Source organism: Glaciecola punicea ACAM 611 (genome assembly GCF_000252165.1).
Classification (GTDB): Bacteria; Pseudomonadota; Gammaproteobacteria; order Enterobacterales; family Alteromonadaceae; genus Glaciecola; species Glaciecola punicea.
In genome coordinates, this window is the sequence record NZ_BAET01000013.1 from 87,549 (window position 1) to 104,923 (window position 17,375).

19 protein-coding genes are annotated in these 17,375 nt (G+C 43.7%); 11 read left to right on the plus strand and 8 right to left on the minus strand.

From position 1 onward, the window contains the following. Positions 1 to 66: 66 nt before the first annotated feature. On the minus strand, positions 67 to 465 hold the full coding sequence (locus tag GPUN_RS06515) for a ComEA family DNA-binding protein (RefSeq protein ID WP_006004703.1): 399 nt from the start codon (positions 463 to 465) through the stop codon (positions 67 to 69). Positions 466 to 638: 173 nt separating this feature from the next. Here GPUN_RS06515 and GPUN_RS06520 point away from each other — a divergent pair, with 173 nt between their 5' ends. Then, entirely contained in the window at positions 639 to 854 is a 216-nt protein-coding gene (locus GPUN_RS06520; protein WP_006004705.1) for a hypothetical protein, read from the plus strand. A gap of 5 nt (positions 855 to 859) precedes the next feature. Here the strand turns inward: GPUN_RS06520 and ppnN are convergent, their stop codons facing one another. Both ppnN and queF read right to left on the minus strand, forming a co-directional pair. Continuing rightward, complete coding sequence (gene ppnN, locus GPUN_RS06525) at positions 860 to 2,254, minus strand: nucleotide 5'-monophosphate nucleosidase PpnN (protein WP_006004707.1); 1,395 nt, start codon at positions 2,252 to 2,254, stop codon at positions 860 to 862. A 71-nt stretch (positions 2,255 to 2,325) separates the two neighbouring features. Then, positions 2,326 to 3,201, minus strand: a complete 876-nt coding sequence (gene queF, locus GPUN_RS06530) for an NADPH-dependent 7-cyano-7-deazaguanine reductase QueF (protein ID WP_051987310.1) — start codon at positions 3,199 to 3,201, stop codon at positions 2,326 to 2,328. A gap of 221 nt (positions 3,202 to 3,422) precedes the next feature. Between queF and syd the strand changes: the two genes are divergently transcribed. Then, positions 3,423 to 4,016 (plus strand): SecY-interacting protein, encoded by a 594-nt coding sequence (gene syd, locus GPUN_RS06535; RefSeq protein ID WP_006004711.1) that lies wholly within the window; start codon positions 3,423 to 3,425, stop codon positions 4,014 to 4,016. On the opposite strand, the gene GPUN_RS06540 is transcribed toward syd, so the two are convergent. Beyond that, a complete protein-coding gene (locus GPUN_RS06540) occupies positions 3,973 to 4,320 on the minus strand; it encodes a DNA-binding protein (protein WP_070111980.1) in 348 nt (115 codons plus the stop codon). The genes syd and GPUN_RS06540 overlap by 44 nt on opposite strands. Positions 4,321 to 4,555: 235 nt before the next feature. Between GPUN_RS06540 and GPUN_RS06545 the strand changes: the two genes are divergently transcribed. Continuing rightward, positions 4,556 to 4,921 (plus strand): DUF3192 domain-containing protein, encoded by a 366-nt coding sequence (locus tag GPUN_RS06545; RefSeq protein ID WP_006004715.1) that lies wholly within the window; start codon positions 4,556 to 4,558, stop codon positions 4,919 to 4,921. Between the two features lie 96 nt (positions 4,922 to 5,017). After that, positions 5,018 to 5,659: a GNAT family N-acetyltransferase gene (locus GPUN_RS06550; RefSeq protein ID WP_006004717.1), complete on the plus strand. Its 642-nt coding sequence runs from the start codon at positions 5,018 to 5,020 to the stop codon at positions 5,657 to 5,659. Positions 5,660 to 6,202: 543 nt separating this feature from the next. On the opposite strand, the gene GPUN_RS06555 is transcribed toward GPUN_RS06550, so the two are convergent. After that, complete coding sequence (locus tag GPUN_RS06555) at positions 6,203 to 6,526, minus strand: DUF3301 domain-containing protein (protein ID WP_006004719.1); 324 nt, start codon at positions 6,524 to 6,526, stop codon at positions 6,203 to 6,205. 28 nt (positions 6,527 to 6,554) lie between these two features. Next, the gene (locus tag GPUN_RS06560; RefSeq protein ID WP_006004721.1) at positions 6,555 to 7,703 is read right to left on the minus strand and encodes a DUF3549 family protein; all 1,149 of its coding nucleotides are present in this window, start codon (positions 7,701 to 7,703) and stop codon (positions 6,555 to 6,557) included. 375 nt (positions 7,704 to 8,078) lie between these two features. On the opposite strand from GPUN_RS06560, the gene GPUN_RS06565 reads away from it, so the two are divergent. Further along, a complete protein-coding gene (locus GPUN_RS06565; RefSeq protein WP_006004723.1) occupies positions 8,079 to 8,528 on the plus strand; it encodes a flavodoxin in 450 nt (149 codons plus the stop codon). A gap of 204 nt (positions 8,529 to 8,732) precedes the next feature. Here GPUN_RS06565 and glnD read toward each other — a convergent pair whose 3' ends face one another. Continuing rightward, a complete protein-coding gene (gene glnD / locus GPUN_RS06570) occupies positions 8,733 to 11,369 on the minus strand; it encodes a [protein-PII] uridylyltransferase (protein ID WP_006004727.1) in 2,637 nt (878 codons plus the stop codon). Between the two features lie 53 nt (positions 11,370 to 11,422). Then, a complete protein-coding gene (map, locus tag GPUN_RS06575; protein WP_040520534.1) occupies positions 11,423 to 12,217 on the minus strand; it encodes a type I methionyl aminopeptidase in 795 nt (264 codons plus the stop codon). Positions 12,218 to 12,509: 292 nt separating this feature from the next. On the opposite strand from map, the gene rpsB reads away from it, so the two are divergent. The 6 genes from rpsB to GPUN_RS06605 all read left to right on the plus strand — a co-directional run bounded on the left by rpsB (position 12,510) and on the right by GPUN_RS06605 (position 17,369). Next, on the plus strand, positions 12,510 to 13,235 hold the full coding sequence (rpsB, locus tag GPUN_RS06580; RefSeq protein ID WP_006004731.1) for a 30S ribosomal protein S2: 726 nt from the start codon (positions 12,510 to 12,512) through the stop codon (positions 13,233 to 13,235). Between the two features lie 100 nt (positions 13,236 to 13,335). After that, positions 13,336 to 14,211: a translation elongation factor Ts gene (gene tsf / locus GPUN_RS06585; RefSeq protein WP_006004733.1), complete on the plus strand. Its 876-nt coding sequence runs from the start codon at positions 13,336 to 13,338 to the stop codon at positions 14,209 to 14,211. Between the two features lie 109 nt (positions 14,212 to 14,320). Then, the gene (gene pyrH, locus GPUN_RS06590) at positions 14,321 to 15,070 is read left to right on the plus strand and encodes a UMP kinase (RefSeq protein ID WP_006004735.1); all 750 of its coding nucleotides are present in this window, start codon (positions 14,321 to 14,323) and stop codon (positions 15,068 to 15,070) included. A 79-nt stretch (positions 15,071 to 15,149) separates the two neighbouring features. Continuing rightward, a complete protein-coding gene (gene frr / locus GPUN_RS06595; protein WP_006004738.1) occupies positions 15,150 to 15,707 on the plus strand; it encodes a ribosome recycling factor in 558 nt (185 codons plus the stop codon). A gap of 79 nt (positions 15,708 to 15,786) precedes the next feature. Next, the gene (uppS, locus tag GPUN_RS06600) at positions 15,787 to 16,512 is read left to right on the plus strand and encodes a polyprenyl diphosphate synthase (protein WP_051987311.1); all 726 of its coding nucleotides are present in this window, start codon (positions 15,787 to 15,789) and stop codon (positions 16,510 to 16,512) included. Further along, the gene (locus tag GPUN_RS06605) at positions 16,506 to 17,369 is read left to right on the plus strand and encodes a phosphatidate cytidylyltransferase (protein ID WP_006004742.1); all 864 of its coding nucleotides are present in this window, start codon (positions 16,506 to 16,508) and stop codon (positions 17,367 to 17,369) included. The genes uppS and GPUN_RS06605 overlap by 7 nt, the downstream gene beginning before the upstream one ends. Positions 17,370 to 17,375: the final 6 nt, after the last annotated feature.

Below are 17,375 nucleotides of genomic sequence, written 5' to 3' on the forward strand. Positions count from 1 at the left end.
AGTTCCCACACCAGCGAACTAAAAAAGCTCGTCCATACAGACGTGCTTTTTACTGATGTAATAATGCTAAACAAACACGAAGGCGCCTAATTTTGCCAGCATTTTTGGGCCTATGCCGCGTACGTTAACTAACTCTTCTACGCTTAAAAACTTGCCGTTTAGTTTGCGGTAGTCAATGATGGCCTGTGCTTTTTTAGCGCCTATGCCGGGCAAGATTGAAAGCTCTTGCACATTCGCTTTGTTAATATCAATTGGCGCCATTGCAGTGCCTAAGGTACTTGCAACATTAGTGGTACTTTTGGCATTAGCGTTATTTGCGCTGCTGGTAGCCAACATTTGACCCACACTAGCAAATTTCTCAAAATCGTCTGAAAAAGCAGGCATGCTGGCGGCAGCATTCACTGAATACTGGCTTGCTCCGTTAAGCAGTAAAACACACAGCATCATCCAATTTGGTAATTTCATTTTGTATATCCTTATATAGTGATTTGGTTTTTAAGTGCTTATTTGCACTATCACAAAGACTACATAAGAAAATACCTTTCTAATACTTGGCTTTTGGTACAGAATTACGCAAGCATTGCTAAATATTCATAAGCAAACTATTTCAAACTATTCCAAACCATTAAAGTGTAGCCATGATCACAGATATTACCTATCAATTTGAATCCCACACCCAGGCCAGCCGTTTCATAAACGAGTTACAGCACTGGGATAAACAAAGCGTAAAGGCAAAGCTCTTCGCAAAATCAAGCATGGTAAAAGTTAGCTACGAGTTTGACGGCAAAGGCTTTGATTATACCTGTTCAGATTTAGATGACTTAGCCAGCGCGCACAAGGGCGCAGAATACTGAGCTTATCAGCTCTCAGCATCAGGCACATTAATCACGTAACAAGGCTCGTAAGGCGCCCCATTTAGCTTCATTCGTCCCTGCTTCACAAAAGAAGCCAGTAGAACATCCATTTTACGCATCAAGCTGGCATCACCGTGCAGCTCAAAAGGCCCATGCCGTTTTATCTCTTCAATTCCCTCAGCTTTTACATTGCCTGCCACAATACCTGAGAAGCATTTTCTTAAATTAGCCGCAAGTGACGAAATAGGCTGCTCCAAACTCAAATCTAAAGCTTTCATCGATTCATGCGTTGGAATAAACGTTTGCTGAAAATCTTCTGGTATATGCAAAGTCCAATTAAAGCTATAAGAATCACCCACTTTGCGTCGGTATTCCAACACCTCTTCTTGGGCGATATTTAAGGCGCTGCCTACTTTACTGGCATCCCCCGTAATAATTTGATACATGCTTTGCGCTTCTTTACCTAGCGTTGCACCTACAAAGTCGTCAATCGCTTCAAAATAGTCTTTACGACTTGCCGGCCCGGTTAGGATGAGCGGTATTTTCTGGTCTTTATTTTTCTCATCTAGCAATAAACCCAGCAAATATAAAAGCTCTTCTGCGGTCCCCACGCCGCCAGGGAACACCACAATGCCGTGTGAAATGCGCACGAATGCTTCTAAGCGTTTCTCAATGTCGGGCATTATAATGAGTTCGTTCACAATGGCATTGGGCGGCTCAGCGGCAATAATGCTGGGCTCGGTAATCCCTAAGTAGCGTCCTGTTTTCACTCTTTGTTTGGCATGCCCAATGGCCGCGCCTTTCATGGGGCCTTTCATGGCGCCTGGGCCGCAGCCTGTGCAAATATTCATGCCGCGCAGGCCTATTTGGTAGCCTACTGCTTTGGTGTATTTATACTCTTCAACCGGAATTGAGTGACCGCCCCAGCATACAATCATGTTGGCGGGCTCGGTGCTGCCTAAGGCGTCTGAATGGCGCAGCATGTCAAATACCACGTGGGTGGCAATATTCGCGGGGGTAGGCGTGCGAATTCTGTGTTTGGCTGAATCGAACTGAGCGTTGTGTTTGCTGCTCATGTAGAGCATGTCGCGCAATACCGCGAAAAGGTGCTCATGCACCCCGGCGATTAACTTGCCGTCTACAAACGCGTTTTGTGGTGGATTAATCAGCTCTATTTTGACGCCACGCTCTTTGCGTGCCAGCTTAACGTTGAAATTTTTGTAGGTTTCAAACAGGGCTTCAGCATCGTCTTGTTCTACGCCTGAGTTTAATACCGCTAAACAGCAGTTTCTGAAAATTTGGTACATGTCGTCGGTGGTAGATTGTTCCAGTAAATTCATTTCAAGCTGCGAGAGCTGCGACATTGACCCTACGGGATTAAGTCTTACGGTGTTGGTCATTTACGATCCTTTTTTAGTGTATCTTATCGCATAAGCGATATATTCCGATGCAAAGCACTATTTACCTTAGGCTACTGCCTGGCTAATCGAACATTGTTGTAAGGCGCTTCAAAGTTTGAACGAAATGGATTTATGTCTAGGCCACCTCGGCGGGTATATCGGGCATAAACACTGAGTTTTTTTGGTTTACAGTGGGTGAGTATGTCGTAAAATATTCGCTCTACGCACTGTTCGTGAAATTCATTGTGCTGGCGAAACGATATTAAATAACGCAGTACACTTTCTTTGTCTATTTGTTTGCCTGAGTATCTAATTTGTACACTGCCCCAGTCCGGTTGGTTCGTTATTAAGCAGTTTGATTTTAATAAATGGCTAATAAGGGTTTCGCTGACCACCTCATTATGCGTGGTAAGTGACGACGCCGACAAATTATAATCGTCAATAGCGATGTCTAAATCGTCAATGACGCAGGCGGGGAAGTCTGCATTAGCATGGCTGGGCAAGTCGCCAATGCGAATATTAGCAAATGCTGCACAAGGTACTAAGCTTAGCTCAACTGGCCGCCCCGCGCAGGCAGACAAATCTTTTTGCATCAGCCCTAGCACTTCTTCTTCACTGGCAAAGCGCGTTTGGTTAAAGCTGTTTAAGTATAGTTTAAACGATTTAGATTCAATCAAGTTGGCTGAATCTATGGGCACATCGCACTGCATAATAGCCACCACAGGCTTACCTTTGGTGTTAAGCCAAGACACTTCGTAGGCATTCCACGTGTCTACGCCGGTAAATGGCAGCTCAAGCGGCAAGTTGATGGTGTCTCTGCTTAAACTACGCGGCACTTGCTGTAGCAAGCTGGCGTCGTAATGCTGTGCATAAGCCGTGGTTTTGCCAAGTACTAAATGATCCAATCTTTTCTCCGTGTATAAATAGCGTATGTCGTTAACTAACATATCGCGGGTATTAGAAAATGCGTCGCAATTGGGTATAATAACAAAATACTCATGCATGCCCCATAGTTAGCGCAAAGTTAAATAACTTTTTTGCACTGTGTAATGCACTATTAAAGTAGCTTATGTCTTATACACTGCTGTATAAAACGCGAATAGCGCCAAAGTGGCTTTATTATACATAGCTGCACCTTTCACTTTATTAGCCTCTCAGGAAGCACTATATGTCATTACCCATTGACTCAAAAACCCCATTTACACAAGTATTCGATGCCTTCATACACTCATATATCGACCATTCTACAAACGATAACATGGGGCTTATTACGTATTTTGACAAGCAGTGGCTAAGCCCCTGTCTTCAATCGTTTAACATTGAAGCGGCTGACGATGGCGACGAAGTGCCTTGGAAACCGTCTTTACGTGATCAGCAAGCCTCATTAGTTAACTTAGAAGAGGCGCTTGACTTGCGCATACCGAGTGAGCTTCAGGCGCTATTTTGCCGCTATTATTCGCACGATCTCAACGCTAGCGCTGCAAACGGTAAGCTCACTATCTTGCAGGTGTGGAACGAAGAAGATTTTGATCGTTTGCAAAAGAATCTGATTTCTCACGTGCTAATGAAGCGACGTTTAAAACAGGCTGAAACGCTGTTTTTTGCATTAACCGACGAAGAAGACTTTATTTTATCGGTAATGCTAAGCACCGGCGCGGTTGTGCTAGAGCAGGTTGGCAAAGAGCCCCAGCGTGAAATTGCACCGTCGTTAAGCGCGTTTATGGCCCAGATAAGTCCTGCACCTGAGCTTGTAACGCTATAAGCTGCTGAGTTAGTTTTTCAAGCTGCTGTTCAAGCAGCGCAACTCTGCTTTCACACGCGCAGGTGCTTAAGTGCTGAGTGGCTTGTGCAGCAGGCGTGTCTTTACTCTTTTTGCTGTTCTCATTTGAAGTGTCATCACGCATCACTATGCCTAATTTTCGATTCACCTGATACTGTTGAATGCCTTTTACAACCGCTGCTAGGGGTACCTTATTTAACAGCGTTGCCCGCACAAGTCCTACCGTCGGTTTTTTGCCCGCCTTAACTAACTCAGCGCAGGCCTTAATTACATCTTGGTTATGCATACTAATAGTCATTGTTACTTTTAAACGAATAATTAGTCATATTGTTAATTAAATAGTCTACTTTACATAAGTATATTTTCACAATTTCGCTCTAAAATCGCTAAATCTATGAAAGTAAACGGGTTTTTAATTGTGGTCTAATTGTTGTTAACAGCAAGCTTGAAGCACATGTATTTACGTGTGCATATCATCAATTTCACACAACACAATATCAAGTAAAAAAAAGAGGCGTATTATGAAAAAGACTATAATTGCAATCGCACTAACGGGCTTACTACTGTCGGGCTGCGTCATTAAAATTGGCGACGATTATGAAGACGATAGCGACAGCCATTCATCGTGGAGCAAAATTGAAAAAGAAAATCGCCAAAAAATTAGCGAGCTTAGCCCCGGTTCAGCTATCTCAATGGTAAGACTGAGCATGGGCGTGCCTGCTTTTGATGAGCTTATTGTCAAAGACTCTAAAGAGTATAGAGTGCTGTTTTATCGAACTCAGCGCATCGACGCAGACGGTATCACTAGCAAAGATGAATGCACGCCTGTGTTATTTGCTAACGGCGAACTGATAGGTTTTGGCAGCACGGCTTTAGATGCTATTTAAGCTTATCTTCACAAGCTTGATGTAAATCAATTGTTAGTGCGCCAGTATATCGTTTACACTTAAGTTACTACTCATATTGTTCAAAAGGTTAGGTAAATGAAAACCGCTAACGTAATGCCCAATTTAGAGAAAATTAAAGCGGCGTATTTAGGCGCTGACGATCTTAAAGTGGCAGCCTCTTTATTATACAAGGCGTATTTAGATGATCCTTTGTTTATGGAAATTTTTCAGATCAACAAAGAGGGTTATGAAGCACGTTTACGCAGCGCTATAAAAGAAGAGATTAATACCTATTGGGATGCTTCACAGTCGCTTATTGGGATATATGAAGACGATCGCTTACTGGCGGTAAGTTGCTTAACACTGCCCGACACCACTTTTGGTGCCGGTAAGTTTTGGCACTGGCGTTTAAAAATGCTGCTTACTGCTGGGTATTTTGGCACTAAGCAAATGATCGCTAAAGAAGAAACAGTGCGCGAAAAAATACCCGCACAAAACTATCACATGCTCTCGCTTATAGGCGTGCACCCTGACTATCAAGATATGGGTTTAGGTCATGCGCTTATGAGTGCCATTTTAGGCTTGCTGATTGATGATGAAACGTCACAAGGCATTGGGGTGCTAGTCACTTTGCCTAAGTGTCTTTCGTTTTTTGAAGCAGGCGGATTCAAACTTGTTGAAGATATTACTGCAGGAGACATTAAAGGCAAGGTGATGTTTAGGCCCCGCAAGCCATAGTGGCATTTCAATATTTGCCTACACGTTTGTAAGTCATCTCTTACGTAAGTGTGGGCAATTTGACTATTATGCCCCTGCCTAGGTTCACTAATATAAGTAAAATCAATAATAAACATGCACTTATCAACAGCTAAACCATAAACTGCTGATTTATTTACACGCGTAGATTAAAAAAAGTTAACCATTAATATTGGCCAAAAGGTATTCTGAGCACGTCCTGGGGATACTTCATAAAAAAAGGTAAAGACCAAGACAGGACGTTAAGTTGATGGAACAGACAGCCAGCGGATGGTAATGGACAACACATTAAGTGTGAATCTGAGTGAATACGGACAAGCTCAGGCAGTAAAATGCAAAAGGACAAGGGAACAAGGGATCTGCACACGGCGTGTTGCCTGCTTAGGATTAGCGGGATAAAAATGGAAAGGGGTGTAACGGTTTTTTCGGGATGAAATTTAAGCAATGGATAGCTGAGAGGGATGCTCAAAATTTTTAAGGCAGGCGCTCGCGTCTGCCTTTCTTCGTTATATGTGCAATTCAGCCCTAATAACCCGCCTCGTCTGACACAATTCTATAAGGCGGCAATTCAACGCTAATAACATGCTTGCCATGACTTACAATGGTGCCCGCATACTCTAGCTGACCGTCGCTGCTAAACTCCAGTTGATAGCTTAGCTGCCAGTCTAATCGCCCTTTATAAAACCTGAAGCTGGTGTTGGTGCGCGCTAGGCTAATGTACTGAAGCCTATGCTTGTTACAATATTGATTTGAATATTGCACCATAAATTCGGCAATTGAGCGCAAGCGCCAAAACTGTACCACTACCACCACTAATACTAATAGTATTATTATATTAGCTAAATCCACTGTGTATCCTTTTATAGCGCTTGTTTATTTAGGGCGCAAACAGCGCACTTATGGCCAATGAAACTTCTTTTGTACGCTGCGGCTGGCGCATGAAGCGCAGCATGCTGTTTCGTGTTTCGGGTATTTTTACAAGGTCTGCATACAAACCTTTGAAAAGCTGGTGGCTGTCATCGATAAGCGCAAGCTTGTGCATGAAATGCCCTAAGGTATTTTCGTTATTAAGCATCTGCCAGTATCTACCGGCAATAACAACGCAGGTTTCGAGACTTGGCGAGCTGTTACTTTGAGTAGTGCTTATAGCGTCACTGGCGCTGTTGTGTAAACCAATAAGCTGTTCTACATACCTTAAACACTCAGGCTGTGGTTTTACGCTCATCGCTCTTAAGCACAGGGCCGCTAAATTTGCATCAGTGCTTGCGCTATGCAAGCGTATCAAAGCTTGCGTTAGTGTGGGGCCTACTTCAACAGACTCTAAACTCCCCAGCAAACACGTAAGTACTGGCGTTGGGTAGGCATTCAGGTTGTTAGCGATCAGGGTTTCAAGCGTATCTTGATGCAGATCTTGACGCATATTTTGTTGCGTGTCTTGCTGCGTGTCTTGCTGCATAGCGGGCAACATAGCGGGCAACACAGGGCTAATCACAAAATCGGCGACATCCTGCAGCGACAAGGCCTCCCATGCTTTTGAGTCGTGAATAGCATTTGGCGCCTGTAAGTAAGCCATCGCTTTTTCATTGGCCACGCGTTCAATCTTGAGCTCTTTTCTGATATGAGCGTTGCAGTCTGCAAGCTGCTGCTGGCTTGGGACAAACACGTAAGGATTCTCTGGCAGCTGTGCTTGGCTATTGCCGGTATGCTCTAAGTGCTTGCCTAAAGCCTGTGTAATAATATCTAAAAACTGCTGCAAAGAGGCGCCTATCATTAAGCCACTTTCATCAAGGGGCAGCTTTATAAACCACATATAGTGCTGCGCGCTAAGGCTTTTGTTCCAAAACACAATGCAAAACCAAGCCTGATTTTGGCGTGGAAAGGCGCACGGTGCCTGCTGGTTTTCCCACTCAAAAAAAGTATTGTTAGAAACCTTTCGGATACCACGACCCATATCAAACACCTGAAACTGGGTGTGTGCTTGCAATAAAAATTCACTCAAGGTCGAAATTGAAGCAGAAACAGACATGTAAATAAGAAACCTTTAAGGGATAAAAAACAATGCTGGTAGTATATGTTAAATAACTATTTAGTGTACAGGCAGCGCGCCCCTTAATCGTAAAACAAATGCTGGCGCGTGCAATAACAAAGAAGCATAAGCGCTAGTCGCTTTAAACTGGTAATTGAACATCCTATTACTCATCACGCAATGACCTTTACAAGCGGTGTTAATGCAGACTTGACACATGCTTTCTCTATTTTTGACCAAAACGTGATCGCAAATGAAAAATAAAACATACCTAACCTTTAATTTAGTGTGAATACCCACATTTTTGGGCGCTTGAGTGTTTATCGCAATAGCGCACTAATTATCGATTACCCAACATAAGGAATGACCAAGACAATGAGTAGTATTAGTATTTTTGCCGGTTCAGTATATGGCAACGCCCAGCATGTAGCTGAAGAAGTTAACGATATGTTGAATGCTCAAGGGATTGATTCAGAAGTATTTACCGATCCTGAAACGAGCGATTTTACCGACGCTGAATCTGTCCTAATTATTACCTCCACCACAGGGCAAGGTGACGTGCCGCCTAATTTAGAGCTTTTTTATAGTGATTTGCGCGACAGTTTCCCGCTTATGAACAACAAACCTTTTGCCGTTGCCGCCCTTGGTGACAGCAGCTATGGTGAAAGCTATTGCGGCGGGGGCAAGCAGTTTTTTGAGCTGCTAACTGAGCTGCAGGGCAAGCCAGTGGCTGAATTGTTTCGAGTAGACGCCTTAGAAACGCTCGCACCAGAAGAAGAAGTCGTGCCGTGGGTAAAAGCGATTGCTGAACACTTAATAAGGTAAATTGTTGGTTTACGGATAAAACCCTAGCAAAGTCTGCTTAATGCTAGGGTGATTAGCCCGATTGATTGGCGTATTCGGCGTAACGGGCGTTAAAAACAAGTTGCTGTACGTCACACTCGCTGTAGCGAATGAGAAGATTGACTCGATTCGTTGGCTTGAGGGTACCGGGGCCGTTACTTTTCATATTACCGCTCATATTGACATTCATACTTGTGTTAGCGTCTCTGGCTTGTCCAGCTTGTTCTTAATGAGCCTTTTGACTAAAACCTGCTGCTCTTGCGTTAGCGCTTTGCCTTCACTGTTACAGACAATAAACACATCTTCAGCACGCTCGCCAATGGTCGCAATTTTGGCCATTTTTAAAGTAATGTTTACATCAACGAACAAGTGTCCAATACGTGCTAGTAAGCCCGGTGCATCTAAGGCTTCTAGCTCTATGAGGGTGCTGTCGTCTTGGCTGGAATAAAATCTCACTTTAGTTTGCACGTTTAAGTGTTTCATGCGGCGCGACATTTTGCGCGAGTTAAAATGCGAGTGCCCGGGCTGTTTCAGCTGTTTTTGAATAGCCTTAACAAAATTATTAACCTGATACTCACTGCTTATGCGCTTGTTATCCTTATCTAGCACTATCATGCTGTCAAACACATAGCCGGTGGATGTGACCGATATTTGAGCGGCGTGTATTGAACAGTTTCTGCTGTCGATAACCGATGCAATTTGGGCAAATAGGGCGGGGCGATCTTTGCAGTATATGAGTAGCTCTGTGCCGCCTTTTGATGTTTTATTAGACGCGGCCACCATGAATTCGTCGTCGCCTAAGGCGCCTGCTTCGACTATTTGTTGCGTATGCCAAGCTATTTGTATCGGGCTAAAGCGGGCGAAATAATCATGATTATAATGCTGCCAAAGTGCGTGACAAGCGTCTAGATCAGCGTTGCTTTGCGTTAACAAATCTATGGCCTTTGATTTATAGTCCTGAATTCTATCGTTTAGGGTCATTTGACACTGCAGACCATTGTCTAATGCTTTTTGCGTGAGCAAGTATAGCTCTCGCAGTAAAGACGCTTTCCAGTCGTTCCAAAGGCTGTGGTTGGTGGCGCGAATGTCGGCCAGTGTTAATACATACAATAAATCAAGCTGCTCTTGGCTTTTCACTAAGCCAGCAAAATCACGAATAACCTCGGGATCATAAATGTCCCGTCTTTGCGCCACGGTCGACATTAGTAAATGGTGCTTGACTAACCATGCAATAATTGCGGTGTTTTCTTTACTAATACCATGCTGGTCGCAAAAAACATACACGTCTTTTTCGCCCAACAAAGAGTGATTACCGCCTCTTCCTTTTGCGATGTCATGAAAAATAGCGGCGATAAAAATAAGCTGCGGGCTTTCCAAGTTGTTAATAATGCGACTGCAGCGAGGAAACTGTTCTTGCTGAGTGTAGTATTGGCGTATATGTTTCACCAGTCGGTGAGTATGTTCGTCAACCGTGTAGGCATGAAATAAATCAAACTGCATCATGCCTACAATTTTATCCCATTCAGGCAAGTAAGACTGCAGTACACCGTGCTGATACATAACATCCCAGGCTAAATCAAAAAATTCAGGCTTAGACACCAGCTTTATAAAATACGCCCTACATTCGGGTATTTGATGATAATACGCCGACTGAAACATTCTGCGTGCATTACGAAGCTGCTGTAGACAATCCGCATCTAGGCCAACAATGGTAGGATGTTCACTAATGACATCCAAAAATCTTAAGATTTTAAGGGGTGATGCGAAAACGTGGGCATTAAGAGGCGAAATAAAGCCGTCGTTAACGCAAAAATCATCGTTTATAACAACACGCTTTTTCACTTTTAGGTTTAGAATGTCTTGTTTGAAACGCAGCATCAGCATGCTGTTTAGCTCACTCACTCGGCGCACAATCCTAAACAAATGCTTCATCATTTTTTCCACGCCTGGCTTACCGTCTCCAAAGCCAATTAGGCGCGCTACATCGGGCTGGTAATCGAATAAAAGTCTGTTTTCGCTGCGCTTGGCTACAAGGTGAAGTGCAAAGCGTATTTGCCATAGGTTACTTCTGCATTCAATGAGTTCGGCATGCTCAAGCTCATTAAAATATCCATGCCCGATAAGGGTTAAACCATCGTATTCTTTAAAATGTTTTTTAGCCACCCAGCCAATGGTTTGAATATCGCGCAAGCACCCGGGGTTTTCTTTGATGTTAGGCTCAAGGTTATAAGATGTGCCGTTAAATTTTGAATGGCGCAGACTTTGTTCTTCTAATTTAGCCAAGAAAAAGCTTTTACTCGACCAAACTTTTTCACTATTCACTTTTTTGATTAGTACGTTGAAGGTGTCTTTACAGCCGCATAAAAGACGTGCTTCAACAAGATTGGTGGCAATTGTAATATCGCTTTTTGCTAGTTTAAGCGTTTCTTTAATGGTACGAACAGACTGACCAACTTCTAACTTTATATCCCATAAAAACGTAATAAGCACAGATATTTTTTCTTGTGCTTCTTGGCTAAGGGCTCTGTCGGTTAATATGAGAAGGTCAATATCGGAGTAGGGCTGCATTTGGCCGCGGCCGTATCCGCCTACCGCACACAAGCTTAAGGAGCTAACAAGGTCAAGTTCTTGCAGCTGCCACGCTTTGCACAGCAGTGCGTCGGTGAACCTTGCGCGCTCTACTACAAGCTCGTCTACGTGTATGTTTGAGAAGTTTTGTTCAAGCCATTTGAAACTGTCAGTAACGCAGCCTTTAAAGGCTGCTATTTCACTCACTGACGTAATGTCTTGCAGCCTATCAATAATATTATTTAAATTTAACACGGATTTCCTTAAATTAATTGTCGATGAGGCAGCTATTTTGGTCCTGGCGATTGCTAACTATGATTTATAATTCTAGGGATAGTTTCGTCGTCACGATGGGTTAAAATTTCAACGCCCGTTTCAGTCACCAATAAGGTATGTTCCCACTGCGCGCTCAAGCTTCTATCTTTTGTGACCACAGTCCATTTGTCAGGCAGCATCTTAGAATGGCGCTTGCCGGCATTTATCATCGGTTCAATGGTAAAGCACATGCCTGCCACTATTTCTTCGCCGGTGTTAGGCTGGCCATAATGGACCACCTGAGGATCTTCATGGAAAGTAGCGCCAATACCATGACCACAGTACTCTTGTACCACAGAGTAATTATGATGTTGGGCGTGAGTTTGAATAACATGTCCTATATCGCCTAAGCGAGCGCCGGGTCTGACTAACGCAATGCCTTTATAGAGGCATTCTTGGGTCACTTTAATAAGACGCTCAGCCATAATGCTGGGCTTTCCTACCACAAACATTTTTGAAGTGTCACCGTGGTAACCATCCTTTATTACCGTAACATCTATATTGACAATATCGCCGTCTTTGAGTTTTTTATCGCTAGGTATACCATGGCAAATAACATGATTCACTGACGTACAAACCGATTTTGGAAAAGGCGGATTGCCATAATGTAGCGGCGCAGGAATGCAGCCCTGCACATCAACAATGTAGTTATGGCAAAGCCTGTCAAGGTGCTCAGTTGTTGCCCCTTTCACCACATGTTCGCCTATCATGTTTAACACTTCACTGGCGAGTTTGCCTGCGAAGCGCATTTTCTCTATTTCGGATGCTGTTTTTATGGTTGCTGCCAAAGCTTTGCTGCCTTCTATTAATTGTATAAGCGTATTATCATACAGTAGGACTAAGCATACAAGGTTAGGGGAAAAAAGTTTGTAATAAGCCCTTATAAATGATATAAAACGCGCGCTGTTTTCGAATACTATGCGTTTCACATCTTCAAAAGAAGAAAAAACGCTGACAATCGGGCAGTGAATAACTAAAAATTCACACACATTTCGACACTATGTCCGGGGTGTCGCTTTAAACAGCGATCGGGGATAGGGGAATGTGGAGGCATAACCCCTACAATTAGGAAATACTATAATGGCAAACGTTTCAATGCGTGACATGCTCAACGCTGGTGTCCACTTTGGTCACCAAACTCGTTACTGGAATCCCAAAATGGCGCAGTTCATTTTCGGCGCACGTAACAAAGTACATATCATCAACTTAGAAAAAACTGTTCCTTTATTCAATGATGCGCTTAGCTTTTTACAAAGTGTTGCCCATCGTAAAGGTAAAATTTTGTTCGTAGGCACCAAGCGTGCGGCGAGCGATGCAGTAAAAGAATCAGCATTAAGATGCGGTCAATACTACGTGAACAAGCGTTGGTTGGGCGGCATGTTGACAAACTGGAAAACAGTGCGTCAGTCAATCAACCGTTTAAAAGAGCTTGAAGCACAAAGCGCTGACGGTACTTTTGACAAGTTAACGAAAAAAGAAGTGTTATTGCTTAATCGTGAAATGACTAAGCTAGAAAGCAGCTTAGGCGGCATCAAAAACATGGGCGGCTTGCCTGACGTGATTTTTGTTATCGATGCAGACCACGAACATATTGCTATTACCGAAGCGCGTAACTTAGGTATTCCGGTTGTATCAATCGTTGATACCAACTCAAATCCAGACGGTGTTGATTACATCATTCCGGGTAACGACGACGCAATAAGAGCCGTGCAGTTATATACGAACGCAGTGGCAGACGCCGTGTTGGAAGATCGTAACAAAGACATACTGGCACCAAGCGATGAATTCGTAGCTGACGAAGGTTAAGTTAAGGCTTTATTTTACATTTTGAAAGGAGACGTGAGTCTCCTTTTTTAAACCCTTCCTTCATAAGCAGTGAAAAACATAAATTTTGAGGAATAAGACAATGGCAGTGACAGCAGCACTGGTAAAAGAACTACGCGAGCGTACAGGCGCAGGTATGCTAGATTGTAAAAACGCACTGGTAGAGACCGACGGCGACGTTGAGTTAGCAATTGAGAACATGCGTAAGTCAGGTCAAGCAAAAGCCGCTAAAAAAGCTGGCCGTATTGCCGCTGAAGGCGTAATTTTAACGCACGTAGTCGGCAACAAAGCAACGATGCTAGAACTTAACTCTGAAACTGATTTTGTGGCACGTGACGAAGGCTTTCTAGCGTTTGGCAACAAAATATTAGCAGTAGCCGCTGCGCAAAACATTAATGACATTGACAGCCTCAATGCGGCTGACTTAGACGGCGTAACAATCGCAACAGCACGCGATACACTGGTGGCAAAAATTGGCGAAAACATTTCCCCACGTCGTGTTATTAACATCGAAGGTGAAAACCTTGGTGCCTACGTACATAGCGGTCGCATTGGTGTAATCGCTATCTTAACAGGCGGTGACGAAGACCTAGCAAAAGACATTGCAATGCACGTTGCAGCGTCTAGCCCTGTGTACGTTAAACCGAGTGATGTGCCTGCACAAGTGGTAGCTAAAGAAAAAGAAATACAGCTTGAAATTGCTATCCAGTCAGGCAAGCCTGCTGACATTGCAGAAAAGATGGTATCTGGCCGCATGCAGAAATTTACCGGTGAAGTTAGCTTAACAGGCCAGCCTTTCGTGAAAGACCCTTCAATGAGCGTGGGTGACTACTTAAAAAGCAAAAATGCAGATGTGGTCAACTTTGTCCGCTTTGAAGTGGGCGAAGGCATTGAGAAGAAAACCGAAGATTTTGCTGCAGAAGTTGCTGCACAAATGGCAGCGGCTAAAAAAGTCTAAAATGACGTGGTTTTGCAAAAAACATTCTTTTGTAAAACAGCCTGTTCATATACACTATTAAGCATCTCAAATGAGGTGCTTTTTTTATAACTAAAGGAAAAAACTGCGCATGAGTGTAAGCCCTAAACTCGCCTATCGTCGGATCCTATTAAAATTAAGCGGTGAAGCGCTTATGGGCAATGAAAGCTTTGGCATAGATCCCAAAGTCCTTGATCGTATGGCTGAAGAGATTAAAGAACTAGTAGAACTAGGTATTGAAGTTGGCCTTGTGATTGGTGGTGGTAATTTATTTAGAGGTGAAGGCCTAGCAAAAGCTGGCATGAACCGCGTGGTAGGCGATCATATGGGTATGTTAGCCACGGTGATGAACGGTCTCGCCATGCGCGACGCTTTGCATCGCGCGTTCGTAAATGCAAAGCTAATGTCAGCTATTCCTCTTAACGGCGTATGCGATTCGTACAACTGGACCAACGCCATCAAAATGCTTAAATCGGGCAGAGTGGTTATATTCGCGGCAGGTACCGGCAACCCTTTCTTTACCACTGACTCTGCTGCATGTTTACGCGGGATTGAAATTGAAGCAGACGTGGTCTTAAAAGCGACTAAAGTAGACGGTGTTTACGATAGCGATCCGGCTAAAAATCCTGAGGCTGTATTGTATAGTCATTTGAGCTACAGCGAAGTGTTAGAAAAAGAACTTAAAGTAATGGATTTAGCTGCATTTACCCTTGCGCGAGACCATAGCATTCCAATTCGCGTGTTTAATATGACCAAACCAGGTTGCTTAAAACAGGTGGTGTTGGGCCAATCGCAAGGTACACTTATTTGTCATACCAATTCATCTGAGGCATTAAGCTGAAGTTCGACGCATTGCGCTCGTACAACTACGTAAAAATAGTGTTAATATAAAATGAAATTGTCAGTAAAGGTTGTTAATTATGATTGATGAAATAGAACTTGATGCGCAAGACCGCATGGAGAAAAGTGTTGCGGCACTAAAAACACAGCTAGCTAAAATCCGCACCGGTAGAGCCCACCCGAGCCTACTCGACAGCATCATGGTTTCTTACTATGGCGCTGACACCCCGCTTAAGCAATTAGCCAACATAGTCGCCGAAGACAGCCGTACCCTAGCGCTGTCGGTATTTGACAAAAGCGCTATTCAAGCCGTTGAAAAAGCCATTATGCAATCTGATTTGGGGTTAAACCCAATGAGCGCAGGGGCCTCAATTCGTGTTCCTTTGCCGCCGTTAACAGAAGAACGCCGTAAAAGCTTAATAAAAGTGGTGCGCAACGAAGTAGAGCAAGGCCGCGTAGCCGTGCGTAATATAAGACGTGACGCTAACAGCGATATTAAAGATTTACTAAAAGATAAAGACATTAGTGAAGATGAAGCCAGAGCGTGCGAGGAAAACATACAGGTACTTACCAACGATCATATTAAACATATTGACGGTACACTAGCCGACAAAGAAAAAGAATTGATGGAAGTCTAGTCAGTTGGCTAAGCCTGAAGGTCAATCAATTGACGCTGGTCAAGCGCTTGATAAAATCCCGCGTCACGTGGCTATTATTATGGATGGTAATGGCCGCTGGGCCCAGCAACAGGGTAAATTACGCACTTTTGGGCATAAGGCAGGCGTTGACGCTGTTCGCTCTGCGGTCACCTTAGCCCGTAAAGTCGGTATTAAATCACTCACACTGTTTGCGTTTAGCAGTGAAAATTGGCAGCGACCCAAAGACGAGGTAGGGGTGCTCATGCATCTTTTTTCGTTGGTATTGCGCTCTGAAGTTAAAAAGCTTAATAAGAACGATATTCGTCTAAAAGTAATTGGTGATATTTCGGCCTTCGACCAAAAGTTACAGGAGAAAATTAAGAAAGCAGAAGCGCTTACCGCCAGCAATAGGTCGTTAAGCTTAAATATTGCGGCGAACTTTGGTGGTCGCTGGGATATTATTGACGCCACACGCCGCATTGCGCAGCAGGTAAAACAAAACGATTTAAGTATTAGCGATATTACCGAAGATCTTTTCAATCGCCATGTTAGCACTGCTGGCTTACCTGAGCTCGATCTGTTAATTCGTACCGGTGGCGACCACCGCGTGAGTAATTTTTTATTATGGCAGTGCGCTTATGCTGAATTTTATTTCAGTGACGTGCTGTGGCCTGATTTTAACGAAGATGTTTTCAACCTAGCTATTGCAGATTTTGCTAGTCGTCAACGCCGTTTTGGCTTAACTGGCGCACAAATCATGACGCAAGACGACAACGATAATAATAATGAGAGCGTCATATGTTAAAACAACGGATCTTAACCGCTTTAGTGCTTGCACCGCTGGCTTTAGCAGGTATTTTGTTTTTGCCAATAGAAGGCTTCAAGTATGCTGTCGCAGGCATTATTTTACTGGGTGCCTATGAATGGGCTAATATGTCGGGGATTACTACGCGTATAATTAAGTGCTGGTTTGCTATTTTCATTGCAGGCATTTTTGCGGTGCTAATTGTAAGCGTTGACGCTAGTCAAATTTGGGTACAAGGCGAATTAAATCCGATTTATAAGGCAATATTGCAAATATCTGCTGTTTGGTGGTTAGTCTCGCTGTTCATGATCCTTGCCTATCCGCGCTACAGCAGTTTTTGGAAAAACAGCCGCAGTATCAGAGGCGCCTTCGGCATACTCACGCTTATCCCCACGTGGGTGGCCATTGTAAGTTTACGTACTAGCTTATACGATATCGACCCATTTTACGGCGCTTCATTACTTTTTTATGTACTAGGTATTGTATGGGCCGCCGATATTGGCGCCTTTTTTGTAGGGGTTAAATTTGGCAAGCACAAACTACGCCCGAATGTGTCGCCGGGGAAAACCCTCGAAGGTTTATTAGGCGGTGTTACGGCCTCATTAGCCATTATTGCGTTTGCCGCTTTACACTACCAAGTAGAGCCTGCGCGTATTTTACTACATGTGGTAATTGGCGGCTTAACCGTTGGCGTGTCTGCGCTAGGTGATTTAAACGAGAGTATGTTTAAGCGCTGTGCTGGCATTAAAGACAGCGGCAGGCTATTACCAGGACACGGCGGTATTATGGACAGAATTGACAGTTTAACCGCCGCATTCCCCGTATTTGCCTTTTGCTATGTTGTGTGGATGGTCTAGGTTTTT